The 14,699-nt window shown below is 57.5% G+C and carries 11 protein-coding genes; 2 read left to right on the forward strand and 9 right to left on the reverse strand.

The genetic code is table 11. From position 1 onward, the window contains the following. Positions 1-9: 9 nt before the first annotated feature. Together M504_RS22070 and M504_RS21295 are read right to left on the reverse strand one after the other, a co-directional pair. Positions 10-195, reverse strand: a complete 186-nt coding sequence (locus M504_RS22070; RefSeq protein ID WP_156993682.1) for a hypothetical protein — start codon at positions 193-195, stop codon at positions 10-12. A 351-nt stretch (positions 196-546) separates the two neighbouring features. Further along, positions 547-1,185: a sigma factor-like helix-turn-helix DNA-binding protein gene (locus tag M504_RS21295; protein ID WP_052200617.1), complete on the reverse strand. Its 639-nt coding sequence runs from the start codon at positions 1,183-1,185 to the stop codon at positions 547-549. Between the two features lie 772 nt (positions 1,186-1,957). On the opposite strand from M504_RS21295, the gene mltG reads away from it, so the two are divergent. Further along, positions 1,958-2,953, forward strand: a complete 996-nt coding sequence (gene mltG, locus M504_RS10515) for an endolytic transglycosylase MltG (protein WP_047490979.1) — start codon at positions 1,958-1,960, stop codon at positions 2,951-2,953. Positions 2,954-2,971: 18 nt separating this feature from the next. Here mltG and mnmG read toward each other — a convergent pair whose 3' ends face one another. The 4 genes from mnmG to M504_RS10535 form a co-directional block, all read right to left on the reverse strand. Beyond that, positions 2,972-4,939, reverse strand: coding sequence for a tRNA uridine-5-carboxymethylaminomethyl(34) synthesis enzyme MnmG (gene mnmG / locus M504_RS10520; protein WP_047490983.1), 1,968 nt, complete (start codon positions 4,937-4,939; stop codon positions 2,972-2,974). A gap of 36 nt (positions 4,940-4,975) precedes the next feature. Then, entirely contained in the window at positions 4,976-6,193 is a 1,218-nt protein-coding gene (locus M504_RS10525) for a hypothetical protein (RefSeq protein ID WP_047490986.1), read from the reverse strand. Between the two features lie 131 nt (positions 6,194-6,324). Further along, positions 6,325-7,308, reverse strand: coding sequence for a VTT domain-containing protein (locus M504_RS10530; RefSeq protein ID WP_047490989.1), 984 nt, complete (start codon positions 7,306-7,308; stop codon positions 6,325-6,327). A 249-nt stretch (positions 7,309-7,557) separates the two neighbouring features. Beyond that, positions 7,558-9,756 (reverse strand): prolyl oligopeptidase family serine peptidase, encoded by a 2,199-nt coding sequence (locus M504_RS10535; protein ID WP_052200618.1) that lies wholly within the window; start codon positions 9,754-9,756, stop codon positions 7,558-7,560. A gap of 111 nt (positions 9,757-9,867) precedes the next feature. Here M504_RS10535 and M504_RS10540 point away from each other — a divergent pair, with 111 nt between their 5' ends. Continuing rightward, complete coding sequence (locus M504_RS10540; RefSeq protein WP_047494443.1) at positions 9,868-10,563, forward strand: hypothetical protein; 696 nt, start codon at positions 9,868-9,870, stop codon at positions 10,561-10,563. Between the two features lie 67 nt (positions 10,564-10,630). On the opposite strand, the gene garD is transcribed toward M504_RS10540, so the two are convergent. From garD to kdgD, 3 genes are read right to left on the reverse strand one after another with little or no spacing between them, the layout of a single operon-like run. Further along, entirely contained in the window at positions 10,631-12,166 is a 1,536-nt protein-coding gene (gene garD, locus M504_RS10545) for a galactarate dehydratase (RefSeq protein ID WP_047490992.1), read from the reverse strand. After that, a complete protein-coding gene (locus M504_RS10550; protein WP_047490995.1) occupies positions 12,163-13,743 on the reverse strand; it encodes an aldehyde dehydrogenase (NADP(+)) in 1,581 nt (526 codons plus the stop codon). The genes garD and M504_RS10550 overlap by 4 nt, the downstream gene beginning before the upstream one ends. Positions 13,744-13,763: 20 nt before the next feature. Beyond that, entirely contained in the window at positions 13,764-14,675 is a 912-nt protein-coding gene (kdgD, locus tag M504_RS10555; protein WP_047490998.1) for a 5-dehydro-4-deoxyglucarate dehydratase, read from the reverse strand. Positions 14,676-14,699: the final 24 nt, after the last annotated feature.

The raw sequence follows: 14,699 nt of genomic DNA on the forward strand, positions 1-14,699 counted from the left end.
TTAGTCTCCTCAACAATCCCGCTTCAATTCCGTCTCGCGGGCCTCCCACGCTCGGAAGCCCGCCAACATCTTTCGCGCAAACCCTGTCGTCCGCTTACTCCCGGACTGTTCCGCCCCACCCGTCTCCAGGGCCATCTGCATCAGCAGCTTCAACGACGCCAGATCGCCATCTTGAATCGTCCGTGTCAGCAGCATCGTGCAAATCTGTGGAAGCGCATCCGCTATCTCGCGCCGAACAAATTTTTGACAACCACTTGGTCTCGGCGCTCGCCGCACTGCAACGATTTCCTTCACCGACGTCACAGAGTCCGACTCGGCTGCTTCTGTTTTTCTGCGGACACGACTGCACACCGGTCGCACACTCTTGCCGTTTGCTCTCTTTACCTTCGCCACGCTCTCACCAACATCGGGGAGCCACCACAAAACAAAACACGGAGAACGCAAGCGTTCTCCGTGTCCATTACCGCCAGATTTTGACGAGTGTCTCGCAGTGGCTCGGCCCCCGCTTTCTTTCTCGCCTATTCAGAATAACAATTGGCACGGAAATTACATGCCAACAAATTTTGGCTCGCAACTCTCGTCAGGAGAGTGACTTACCAGCTTCACCGTAGCCTCGCCCTCTTGACAAGGATCAGAGGCAATTCTTTCCAACAGCTTTTTCCGCAGGAAGATTGAGGTCAGTTCATCCAGCGCCTGGAAGTAACGCCGCTGCACCGAACGAAGACTCAAACGGAACATCGACGCCGCTTCTTCCAACGTGTACTCCTGCACGCCGATTCGAAGGATCAACCGCTGCTGTTCCGGCTCCAGCTCTGCAATGCAGCGATCCACGTCATGGACAAAGATCACCACGTCGTCGAACGCATGCACCCGATAGCTCGTCACCTTGCCACGAAACATCTCGCGACCCAGCAACGAAGGCACACGCCCGCTCTCCATCGACAGCACACCGTAGCGTCGAAGCATCGCCTCGGTGTACGACCGGTAGAAAGCCGTGCCCGGTGCCAACAGTTTGCGGAACACAGGAGCTGCGCGCTCCTCCTCCGTCTGCTGCGCCACTGGAGCCGGAGCCACCGCATGCGCAAGAGCCCCGTCCGTCGCCCAAACATGCGTGAGAACGTTCTGCTGTTCGTCCGCGCCAACACCCATCGACTGCCTCTTGCTTGGCATCTGCAGAAGCTTCATGCTGCACCCCCTTGTTTGTTTGTCTGCACCATTCGCGAGGCCCGGCACGGCCGTCCCGGACGCAGCTTTCGCCGCGCTGGAAGTTCGGCCATTCGGGGGGTGCAATGCCGGCAGTAGACGCCTGCAGCCACTCCAGTGCGGACCCAAAGTCCTCCGCACCCCTCACACACCTTCAAGTCCCTGCGCAAGTAATTCATGCTTCTGTCTCACCTTCATCACCGGTACCCGCCTCGTTTCTCCAAGGTCGATCTCCGGTCTGTTGTGCCGCGAATGTGGCTGGCTCTCCGGCCAGTCGGCCACCTTCGCAACGGGTTGTCGTCATACAGATTTCGCGTCTCCCGGGAGAAGGCATAAGGGGGCTTATGCCCGCGCGAAACCCGCAGGTTCTCCGCACATCGTGTGCGGCGTCTCATGGCGTCATGTTGGTTTTGAGAAAGTAAGTTCTCGCAAAAAACCAAGTCAACGCGAATTCAATAGAGAAAAAATCGAAAGTCGTAAGTCTGTATTGAAAGAAGTGGCAGGGGTATACCCACTATCCTAACGACTTTTTCTTCGCCTTATATTCGCCCCAGCTCAAGACGTTGGCAAGCTTTTTCTTTCGTAAATCAGTGGATTTCCCAATCTGGTATCTGCTCGAAGGACTTACAACTCCCAACCATCTGAAACGGAAGCAACATATCGAACCAACTCACAATGGATTCAAGCAACGAAGTATGGCAAAGACGTTACATAGCCACTTGCTCCGCCGTCATCAAACTGCGAACCTAACCACGTGAAGTTCCTTGGCTTCCTTCTCCTGCTCGTCCTCATCGCCTTAGGCGGTGCCGCTTACCTTGTCTACGCGCCGATTACGCCGTCGCAGGAAACCTTCGTCGATCTTCCCGTCGGCACCGGCACGCAAGCCATGGCGCAAAAGCTTCAGGACGCGCACGTCATCCGTACGCGTTATGCCTTCCTGATTCTTCGTGTTTGGAAAGGTGGCAACCTCAAAGCAGGCGAATACCGCTTCGCCGATCCCGCCTCCGCACTCACGGTCTATCAGCGCATCGCACGCGGAGACGTCTACACACGCGCCGTCACCATCCCTGAAGGCTTCAACGTCTACGACATCGCCACAGCCATTGAAGCTGCAGGTCTCGGCACCCACGCCGCTTTCCTGGAAGCCACGCAAAAGAACACAGACCTCATCGCTGATCTGTCACCGAACGCGCAGACGCTCGAAGGTTTTCTCTACCCTGATACCTATCGCTTCAGCCGACACACCACGATGCGCACCATGCTCGACACGATGGTCCGCCGTTTCCGTAAAGAAACAGCGCTGCTCGATCTTCAACAGCCACAGGCATGCGCCGGCCTCTGCACCTCGCTCGCACAGACCGTAACGCTCGCATCACTTGTAGAAAAAGAAGTTCACTTCGACGACGAACGCACGCAAGCGGCAGGCGTCTTCATCAATCGTCTAAACCGCAACATGCCATTGCAGACAGATCCAACGGTTATCTACGCCGCGATACTCGCAGGACATTGGACTGGCGTCATTCATCGCAGTGACCTCGACCGCGACTCCCCATACAACACCTACAAACACCCAGGCCTGCCGCCCGCGCCGATCTGCTCACCAGGAGCCGCAGCGCTTAAAGCCGCATTGCATCCGGTCGACACCGAAGCCCTCTACTTCGTAGCGGACAACACTGGCCACACTCGCTTCTCCAGCAACATCAGCGAACACAACGCCAACGTAGCCGACTACCGCAAAGGCCAACAATAAGTTGTAGGGATAGGGCTGCTAGACCTTAGCAGTCTTCCGCCCTTCCACCTCAATCAACAGGTGGATCAGCGTAACCGCTGCAGGCGTAACGCCGGGAATGCGGCTCGCCTGCCCAATCGTCTGCGGACGCACACGCTCCAGCTTCTCCTGCATCTCGCGCGAAAGCCCACTGATACCGCGATACACAAACGAAGCCGGGATCACGTGCCCCTCGGCCTTCTTCAGCTTTTCAATCGACCGCCGCTGCTGCTCCAGATAGCCCGCAAACTTGATCTCCGTCTCTACTGCACGAAGTTCATTACGCACACGCGAAGTCATCGCCTCATCCGCATACTCGCGCAAGTCAGCAATCTTCTCGATCTCCTCGCGCAGAAACGGAACCAGCATCTCCACACGGACTTCAGGCCGCTTCAACAACTGAGCGTAAGTCTGACCCCGGACCGAAGCAGTGGACACAACCTCAGAACCATCCACCAACTCAGTCAGCATCAAGCTAACCGGCTGACTCGCTGATTCGCTAACGCGCTGCGTCTCCAACAAAACCGTCATCGCAGCCATGCGAGCCTGACGCGCTTCATAATCCGCCCACGCGTCATCCTCAATCAATCCAAGCCGACGCCCATGCGGAGTCAGACGACGATCAGCATTATCAATGCGCAAATGCAAACGAAACTCCGCCCGCGAGGTGAACATGCGGTAAGGCTCATTCGTTCCCTTGCTGATCAGGTCGTCAACCAGAATGCCGGTGTAACCCTCTGTGCGATCCAGCGTGAACGCAGGTTCATCCTTCACTGCAAGCGCCGCATTAATACCCGCCATCAAACCCTGACACGCAGCCTCTTCATAGCCGCTGGTGCCATTGATCTGCCCAGCAAGATAAAGCCCATCAATCGACTTCACCTTCAACGCACGATCCAGCTCCGTGGGATCAATCGAGTCATACTCAATCGCATAACCCGGTCGCAGCATCGTCACATTCTCAAGACCCGGAATCGAACGCACCATCTGCAACTGCACATCGCGGGGCAGCGACGTGCTCATGCCGTTGATGTACACCTCATCGGTGTTCAGTCCTTCCGGCTCCAGGAAGAACTGATGCTGCTCCTTATCCGGAAAGCGAACAATCTTGTCTTCAATGGAAGGACAGTAGCGCGGTCCAATGCCTTCAATCCGTCCCGAGTACATCGCTGACCGATGCACGTTATCGCGAATCAACTGCAACAACGCAGGCGTGGTGTAAGCAATGTGGCAGGACACCTGCCGCAACTGCGGAACCTGCTTCGAGCGGAACGAAAACGGCGTGGGATCGTCATCGCCCGGCTGCTCTTCAAACTTCGACCAGTCAATGGTGCGGCCATCCAGCCGAGGCGGCGTTCCTGTCTTCAAACGGCATCCACGCAACCCCAGCTTCTTCAGGTTCTCGCCAAGAAAAACACTCGCAGCTTCTGTTGGAGTACGTCCCGCGCTGGTGCGTTCTTCACCGCAATGAATCAGGCCGTTAAGGAACGTACCAGTAGTAATAACAACAGCCTTAGCTCGGACCTCAGACCCATCGCGCAGCTTCAATCCAACACAGCGCCGCGGCGCTGATTCGCCACCGTCCTCCAGAACCACGTCAACAACTTCCGCTTCCACCACGGAAAGATTCGGCACACGCGCCAGCACCTCGCGCATCTTCACGCGATACATCGCCTTATCGCACTGCGCACGCGGCGACCACACAGCAGGGCCGCGCGATGTGTTCAACAGACGGAACTGAATGCCACAGGCGTCAGCCACTTCGCCCATCACGCCACCGAGCGCATCCACTTCGCGTACAAGATGTCCCTTTGCAATGCCGCCGATCGCGGGGTTGCAGCTCATCTGCGCAACCATCTCCACGCTCAACGTGAACAGCGCGGTGCTCAGGCCCATGCGTGCCGAGGCAGCAGCAGCCTCACAACCGGCATGCCCAGCACCCACCACCAGCACATCGAACTGTCCCATCACGCCCACACCCTTATTCTACGAGGGTTTCGCGCATTACCGCGGGGCCTGCAGATCGCCTGTAATATCTGTGGGATCCGGCTGTGGAGATTTCGGCGCGACCGGCCTCGCTACATCTGGACCAGTACTTGGCGGAGCAGCGGCAGGCGCTGGCAAAGCAGCCGGGGCCACGGGTGCTGGCGGTGTCGCAGCCGTCGGCGGCTTCTCCTCGTCAAAATCCTGTGCCGACCCATGCGAAGCCGCACCGCTATCCGCGGCAGCCTCTTTCGTTGCCATCAGCGTGCCATGCTCCACAGTGGGATCCTGCATTTCATTCGGCGCTGCAATCGGGACGGAAATTCCCGCAATCCGAATGAGATCGCGCGGATGCCCGTCCTCCACCTGGATGTAATGAATCCCGGGTGGCAGCTTGTCCGGCCGCGGAAATTCGATGATGTACCGGCCGCGCGCAAAATCCACTGGCTGCGCCAAAGACTTCCCGAACCCTTGGGTTGAAGTTCCCAGCAGGATGCCACCACTTAATTCAGCCTGCGTCGTCATCGCCTGCACTGCGTCTGTATCGACACCCGGATTCATCGACGGCACAATCTGGGTCTGTCCACGGCCTTGCCGTCCCACGCTATAAGGAATGTTGATGGTCATCGCGGAAGAGTGGACGATGGGAAACATCGTAATGCTGTTTTGTGTAAGCAGCCCATGGATGTCCTGCGCCAGTCGCTGATCCAGCTTGGCGCCCGGGCCAAGCGTCACCAGAATCTTTCTTCCCGGAAATTGCGAAAGCTTCTTGGCCGCATAGGTCACCATCTCCCAGTAGGTAAGCGGCCTCGGACAGGTCTGCTTCTTTCCGCTAAACGGCACCATGTCCGTGACCGTCTTCGCCGTCTGGCGTATCCAGTCTGCATCAAACGGCGCCATGTCCGGTCCGTATCGCCGCGCCGTGCATCCGTCCATCGCCAGAAAGGAGATATGGTCACGCGGGCGCAACGACTCGATCAACGGCTCTACCGATTTCGGAAGGTCATTCCACAGTGGGTCATCTTTCACGCTGCCGCGGTCCACAAGCAGCGTGAGGTTGATAGGGTCTTCCCCCTCCAGGCGAATCCGTGCAGGATGTATCTGCCCAAGCCCGTCAATGGTGACTCGGAAACTGCCGTCTGGAATACGTGGAATCTGGTGCAGCGAACCGTTCAGAATCAGCACAGGAATCTGCACCAGGTTCACATAGACATGCAATGTGGATTTGTCATCGTCCATTTTTGCAGTTTGAGCACAGCAAATCTGGGCTGACAGGAATCCCGCAGCGCATACCGCCGCCGTTCTGGCAATCCATCGCAGCATGACCGTGGAGACAAACTAGCACGCTGCATGGACGATATGCACGCGCTCTAATCGAAGCGGGGCAAATGCCGGAGCTCTCCGGCAGGCACTAACTCTGTCGGCCAGCCAGCCTTCAGCCACGCGCGCAGCCCACCTTCAATTACGTGTACCTTTGTGCCACGCGATTCCATTGCGTATGCAATCCGAATGCTTGTGGCATCCCGCACACACGAACAGTACACGTAGATATCGCATTCCGGCGCCAGCGTCTCGCGCAAAGCGTCCAGCTCCACCCCCAGCCGATTCGGTTCCACCCGAATGCTGTTCTTGATCCGCAGCATCCCGGGGTCGTAATAACCGTGGGAACGCACATCCGCAATCACAATCGGATGGCACGGATCAGGATTTTCCAGCCGCCGCACCACCTCATCCGCAGAGATACGATGCACATTACGGTAGCGGCGGTCGCGCAACGAAACAAAGACCCAAAGCGCTGCATAACCTGCCAAGATCAACAACACAAAGCCGACGGCAACATGGCCCACCACAGCTAGGGCATTCGTCACCACTTTGATGTAGCGGCTGGCGAAATATCCAACCCCCGTCCACACACACACATGCAGTGCCGCGCCCAACACGTCCAACTGCCAGAACTTCCAAAAACGCATGTTCAAACTGCCTGCAAGCGGCGGCGCCATGCTATTCAATCCGGGCAAAAACCGCGCAATCAACAGCACCCGGGGCCCGCGTTCATAAAAGAAATCCGCGGACCGGAAGATGCAGTTTTCTGGGTCCATCGTCAGCCGACACAGCCGCCCCAACAGCCACCACCCCGTCAGCCGGCCGCCGGTGTAAAGAATGCTTGCGCCAAGATTGTCAGCGAGTATCGCCAGTGGGATCAGTACCCCAGCGCGCAACAACCCACCATGCGCGGAAGCACCGGCCAGAATCAGCGCGAGCCCCGCCGGTAGCGGCAATCCCAAAGAGGACAGCATCAGCAGCCCCAGCACCGTCACGTATCCGTGCGCCGCAATCCACGCCGCCAAACTCATCTACTGCCCTGCCTCCGGGAAATCTTGCAATGTGCCTTTGCTTGGATGCAGGGATCGGGAAAGAATCAGCTGGAGAGTTTGACGCAGCCAAGCCCGGCTTGAGAAACAATCACCTCATCAACACGTCGTTCCAAAGTGGGAAAACAGGCCATGCGGAGGGACCGCGTAACCGGAAACACCCGTCGCCAGAGCTTCGCTCGAAACGAAATCGCTTTCTTTCCCAAGACTTGCAAAGGAAGGCGTGTTTCGCTACTTCCCCTTCAACTTCCGGTCAAAGAAATCAGCCGCAGCCTGATACGCCGCCACCCAGTTCCGGTGCAGCAGAAAATCGTGTACCTCATCCGGAAAGATCTTCTCTTCTACATCAACGCCTTCGGCACGCAAAGCCGCGGCCAGCCGCACTGTCTGCCCGAACAACACATTGCGATCGTCATCGCCCTGCATCAACAACACGGGCGACTTCCACTTCGCCACATCTGCCATGGGCGAAGCAGCAAACGCAATCTTCGCCCGCGCCGCCGCATCGTAATTCGGATCGCTGGTCTGCTTCCACGAATCCATCTCAAACGACCAGTCATGGACACCATGCAGATCGACACCGGCTACAAAATCCGCAGAATCACGCGCAAGTGCAAGAGCCGTCATGTACCCGCCATAACTGCCGCCCCATGCGCCGATGCGTTTCGCATCCACATTCGGCTGCGCCTTCAACCACTTCACCGCACCTTCAATATCGCGATACTCCGAGCCGCCGAAGACGCCATAATCCTTAGCCTGCCGAAACTCCATGCCATAGCCAGTGCCACTGCGATAGTTCACACTCAACACCGCATACCCACGCGACACGAAGTATTGATTCAGTTCATAAGCCTGCGCGTAATACTGCATGGCGTTGTAACCCAGCAGCATCTGCCTCCGCGATCCACCATGAAAGAAAACAATCGTCGGTAGCTTGTCGCCCGGCTTCGCGTTCGTGGGCAAAAACCACTGTCCATGAATCGAAAGCCCATCACTTGCAGGAAACACGACCATCTTCGGTTCAACAAATACCGTGGATCGTTGCAAATGAGCAGGGCTCGCGTGGTAGGGCACGAGTGGGGTTAACCCTGCTCCTGCTTCACATCGATTGATGTCACGTTGAAGTCCATTGATCGCACAAGTGTGGAACAGAGGTCCTTTTTGAAAAGGGCGTGGCATGAGGAGGACAGGCGCGAATGACACACGCCAGTTTGCCTGCATCGCAGCCATCTGCCCGTTCGCAAGGATTGTCGGATTCGTCTCCAGTCCCGTCCCCCATGTGGCTGGCTCAGGAGCAGGGCGATTCTGTTCCACAGACCAGATGTGTTTTCGGTCGATGTCGTCGGACTTTTCTGCTACTTGATTACTGCTGTAAACGATCCGTTCGCCATCCGTGACAACGTCATCGATCTCAAACTCACCGGGTGTCAGTTCCTTTGCCTGCTTCTCCCCAGGCAGCAGTGAGTAAAGGTGTAGCCATCCCGTCTTCTCCCACGCAAAAACAATCCGGCCATCCTTCATGCCCAGCAACTGGTTCGTCGCCACCATCTCGTGAAACAGCGAACCCGTACCCTTGTCCGCCTGCCAAATCTGCCTGCCTTCACCGCTCGCAACATCCGCCATCCGGATCGACCACGGCACCGGCACACTTCGCATCCAGCGCAGATCAAGTTCCGTCAACACAGGCGACTCACGGATGAACGCGATCCGCCGCGAATCTGCGGACCACACCGGATCATGATCTTTTCCGGTGCCTGGATCGACATACTCCAACGTCTTCGTTGCAAACGTAAACACGCCGATGAAACTGTGGTCGCCGCGCTCTGAAACAAACGCCAGCTTCGCGCCATCCAGAGAAGGCCGAAGTTGCGACGCATGACCCTCCGCAATCACAAGCTGCTCCGGCTGCTTTGCGGCATCCGTAACATCTGCGGCATAAATCTTTCCTTCATGCAGATAAAACATCCGCCTGCCATCCACAGAAAACACAGGCTTATGCCCCGCGCCCACAACGCGCACAGCACCATCCCACGTAGCAATATCCACCCGCTGTTGCACGTCCTCCTGCAGATGCGCCGGATTCGCCGCCACCGGATGCTCACTGCCGTCCGGACCGGTGCCATGCGTGTAAGCCACGCGCTCACCGTCCGGCGACCAAATGATGTCGTCAATATCTTGTCCATCATCCTGCGTGTAATGGGTCAGCGAACGTGCCTTCTCTGAGGGCGACGCAGCCCACACGTTGCGCTTCCCCTCGTCATCGACAAACCACGCCACGCGGCTTTTCGACGGCGCAGCAGTCAGTTGATTCATAAACGGAGCAGACAGCGCATCCGCCACGCTGAACGGCTTCTGCGCGATAGCAACAGAGACGGAGACACACAACGCAACTACGGCGGGGAGAATTCGCATGGTCGGTGCTGTGAGCATAACGCGATTTCCAGCGGATTTTGCGCAGCATGCACACGAACCGCAGTAGAATGAGTGCCGAACGTCGGCGGCCCCTCCGCCACCATCTCAGCGGCACAGGATACACACGTCATGCATAAGGTACTCTGTAGCACCCTCCTAGCACTCGCCCCCGTGATGCTTTACGCACAGGCTCCCGCGGGCGCTATGCAGCACGAAGAAAAAGCGACTCCCATCAAGGACGGCGGCGTCTTCGTTTCCGGATGGAAGGCAACCGTGGACGCTGGCGCCATCAAGCAGGGCCAAAGCGAAAAGGACTCCAGCTTCAAGGCCGAAGCCGGTGGCTTCCACATTATGACCGGCCCCGCGCTCACCTACTGGGACAGCAAGAAGGCCCTCAAAGGTGACTACACCGTTTCCGCAACGTTCACGGAAGCGCAGTACATGAACCGCAACGACCATCCGCATCCCTACGGCATCGCTATCGCAGGTGAAGGCGGCAACGGCCTGTATTGCGCCGCATATGGCAACGGCACCTTCATCGTGCGCGGATTCTCGCCCGATGCCTTCCAACTGGGTGGACGCCGCCCCACAGCAAACGATGCCGTGCATAAGGCTGCAGGCCCCGGCGAGCCGGTAACCCAGATGATCGCCATGCAGGTGAAGGGCGACTCCGTTTCCTGCATGATCAATGGCGCAACCGTCGCCACCTACAACAAGTCAGAGGTCGTAGGCGATGGCAAGCTGAAGTCGACTGACGGCTTCGCTGGCATCCGCATGGCACACAATACCGACGTAACCGTGAAGGACTTCAAGGTTTCGAAGTAACGATCTAGTCATAAGGAAAGGGCGCAGCCAAGGCTGCGCCCTTTTTCATTGCTCGAAAGCGATCTCTCTAAGTGATGGGTGCGGGATTAAACAAAGCGAACTCATTGTGCAAACCGTAATGGTCCGCCCACGTTGTATGTTTCCCGCTCGCCGTATCCAGGATCATCTGGAAGATGCGCTCGCCCACCTGCGCAATCGTCTCTTCACCCGTGGCAATCGTGCCCGCGTCGATATCAATCAGGTCATGCCAACGCCGCGCCAGCGGCGTCCGTGTGCTCAATTTGATCACCGGCGCCATCGCCAAACCATAGGGCGTGCCACGACCAGTGGTGAACACGTGCATGTTCATCCCAGCAGCAAGCTGCAGCGTGCCGCACACAAAATCACTCGCAGGCGTTGCGGCAAAGAGCAATCCTTTTGTCGATGCACGCTCCCCTGGCCCAAGCACACCATGAATCTGCGAACGCCCACTCTTGGCAATGGAACCCATCGCCTTCTCCACAATGTTGTTCAACCCACCCGCCTTGTTTCCGGGAGTTGGATTCGCGCTACGATCCATGCCGCCATGCGCAAGATAATCGTCGTACCACTGCATCTCGCGAACTAATGCACGCGCTACATCGTCGTTCGCCGCGCGTGCTGTCAGCATGTGGATGCCATCGCGCACTTCAGTGACTTCACTGAACATCACCGTAGCGCCCGCACGCACCAGCAGATCGCTGGCGTAACCCACTGCAGGATTCGCCGTGACTCCGCTGAACGCATCGCTTCCGCCACACTGCATACCCACGACAAGATCGCTTGCAGGGCACGTCACACGTGTGCGCCGATTCAGCTCTTCCAAACGCTTCTCTGCCATCTCCAGAATGGCAGCGACAATCTCCATGAATCCGTGATGTTCTTCATCCTGCAATGTCACAACATAGGGCGCTTGTTGCAGCACAGGCAACGTCGACGCAGGCAGCATGGACGAAGGCTGCATCTTCTCGCAGCCAAGGCTAACCACCATCGGCGCGCCACCAAGATTCGGATTCAACGCAAGGTTCCGCAACGTGCGAATAGGAATCTCAGAACCCGGTGCGTAAAACGCAATGCCGCAACCATAGTTATGAGTGATGGCAATGACGTCGTCCACATTGGGATACTTCGGCAGCAGGTCCTGCTTGATGCGTTTTACCGCATAGTCCACCGTGGCCGAAACACACTGCACCGTGGTGCTGATGGCAAGAATGTTTCGTGTTCCCACCGTGCCATCGGCATTGCGATAGCCCTGAAACGTAATGCCTTCCAGCGGAGACATATCCGGAATCGGCGCGCCACCAAACGGAGCATCGTGCAACGAAGGCGCGGCAGGTTCTTCCATCAATCCCTCATGCACCCACGCACCGCGCGGCACATCCGCATTCGTGGTGCCGATGGTGACACCATAGCGCGTCACCGGCGAGCCCTTCGGCAGATTCACAAGTGCAACCTTGTGCGCCTCCGGCACATGCTCCACCAGCATCAATCCATCGTCAAAGACTGTGCCTGCAGGCAAGCCGCCTTCGTTCACCACGATGGCTACGTTGTCTTCCGGCTGAAGCTGTATGCGTAACGGTTTCATGCGGTGTACAACTTTCCATCGACAAGGCGCGCATGTTCCGAAAGATGCTCATCCTGCAACTCCGCCGGCAACAACTCTGCCGGAAAATCCTGATAGCAGACAGGCCGCAGAAAGCGCTCAATCGCCATCGCTCCGACGCTGGTGGCACGCGCGTCTGATGTCGATGGAAACGGGCCACCATGCACCATGGCGTAACTCACCTCAACGCCCGTGGGGAAGCCATTGATAACGATGCGTCCCGCTTTGCGTTCCAACACCGGCAGCAACTGCGCAGCCAGCGCATGGTCTTCGGCTTCCAGGTGCATCGTCGCCGTGAGCTGTCCTTCAAACTGGTTCGCCAGCTTAACCATTTCGTCCGCATTGCGGCATTCAATGACGAGAGCGGCAGGCCCGAATACTTCTTCTGACAACTTCGGATTCGCCGCAAACTCTGCAGCCGTCGTGGCGAACAAAGCAGGCTGCGCCGCTGTGGGATGAGTCGCCTCTGTACCTTCGCCCAGCTTCTTCACACCATTCGCTTTGCCAAGTGCACCTACGCCATGTGCAAACGCCTGTTGAATGCCGCTGTTCAGCATGGTTGCGGAAGCAGCCGCAGAGATCCAATCCGTCGCCGCGACCTTGAACGCATCAAACGCAGGCCCAGCGATGCCGAAGATCAAGCCAGGCTTGGTGCAGAATTGTCCAACGCCCAACGTTGCAGATGACACCAGCCCCGCAGCAATTGCAGCACCGCGTATCTCCAGTGCAGCAGGCAAAAGAAACAGAGGGTTGATGCTGCTCATCTCTGCGAACACCGGAACCGGCTGTGGACGCGCGGCAGCAAGCGCCATCAACGCCTGCCCGCCTCTGCGTGATCCGGTGAAAGCAACCGACTGCACCGCAGGATGCTGCACCAATGCCGCACCCACTTCATTGCCCACGCCGACAAGCAACGAGAACACACCTGCTGGCAATCCCAGCGAAGTCACAGCCGACTGAATTGCACGTCCCGCGAGTTCCGACGTACCTAAGTGTGATGGATGCGACTTCGCAATTACAGGACATCCCGCAGCCAACGCCGCAGCCGTATCGCCACCCGCTACGGAGAATGCGAGCGGGAAATTACTCGCGCCAAACACTGCGACCGGACCTACCGGAATCTTGCGAGAGCGCAGATCGGAACGCGGCAATGGCTTGCGATCGGGGAGCGCCGTATCAACCGTGACATTCAGGAAACGCCCCTCACGCACCAATGAAGCGAACAGACGAAGCTGTCCGCACGTGCGTCCGCGTTCGCCTTCCAGCCGTGGGCGAGGCAACCCACTCTCTGCCATTGCGCGTTCGATCAGCTCATCACCAAGCGCCATCAGGTTGTCGGCGATGGTCTCCAGCAAAAGAGCACGCGTTTCGAGCGGCGCGCTCCGGAACGCATCGAAATCCTGCGCAGCAAGCGAGCAGGCGCGATCGACATCTTCCAGCGTTCCGCCACCAAACACAGGGTCCAGCTCTGCGTTTGTTGCTGGATTCACCGCACGCTGCGTTCCCGCGGTGCCGACGATTTCTTCATTGCCAATCAGTATGGATCCCGTGATCGCCATATCTCTCTCCTGCACCAACGTTACGAACGGCCTTCCAGCAGCTTCGCCAGCATTGCCATCTCTTCTTCTGTCAGATCACTCAGCGGCGTACGCACCGGGCCACAATCATGTCCCTTCAAACGCACACCCGCCTTCACAATAGACACCGCGTAGCCTTTGCGACGATCACGAATGGCAAGGTACGGCACAACGAACTCGCGCATCTCCTTCGCAACATGCGCATGGTCGCGCCGACGCACCGCAGCATAGAACGCTGTGGCCCACTTGGGCAGGAAGTTAAAGATGGCCGATGAATACGTTGTTACGCCCATCTCCAGATAGCTCAATGCAAACGTTTCTGCCGTGGGCAAGCCGCCAATGTACGTAAGCCGATCGCCCATACGCAGATAGATCTTCATCATCAACTCAAGATCGCCCACGCCATCCTTAAACCCAACCAGATTCGGGCACGCATCGCACATCCGCGCCAGCGTTACATCCGTGGCGATTGCATTGTCGCGGTTGTAAACAATTACACCCAGCGATGTGGAGTCGCACACCGCCTTCACGTGGCGAAACAATCCATCCTGATCCGCATTCACAAGATACGGAGGAAACAGTAGCAATCCCTGCGCGCCCGCTTTCTCCGCGGCCTTTGCATACTCAATCGCTGTGCGCGTGCCGTAGCCGCAGCCGCTCAGAATCGGCATGCGACCTGCGACTTCACTGACTGCAGCGCTCACAACGCGGCTGTACTCGTCCAGAGTCAACGAGAAATACTCGCCCGTTCCACCTGCCGCAAACAACGCAGCCAATGGCGTCTCGCCCAACCACGCAAGATGCTTGCGGTACGAATCTTCGTTGAAGTCACCATCTGCAGTGAAGTGCGTTACAGGAAAAGAGAGAAGGCCGGAGCCAACCCTCTGCGCAAGTGCTTTGGGATCCATGGTCATTTCGATTCTCACTATAACGTTGAA

Origin of the sequence: Terriglobus sp. TAA 43 (assembly GCF_000800015.1) — a bacterium.
Lineage (GTDB): Bacteria > Acidobacteriota > Terriglobia > Terriglobales > Acidobacteriaceae > Terriglobus.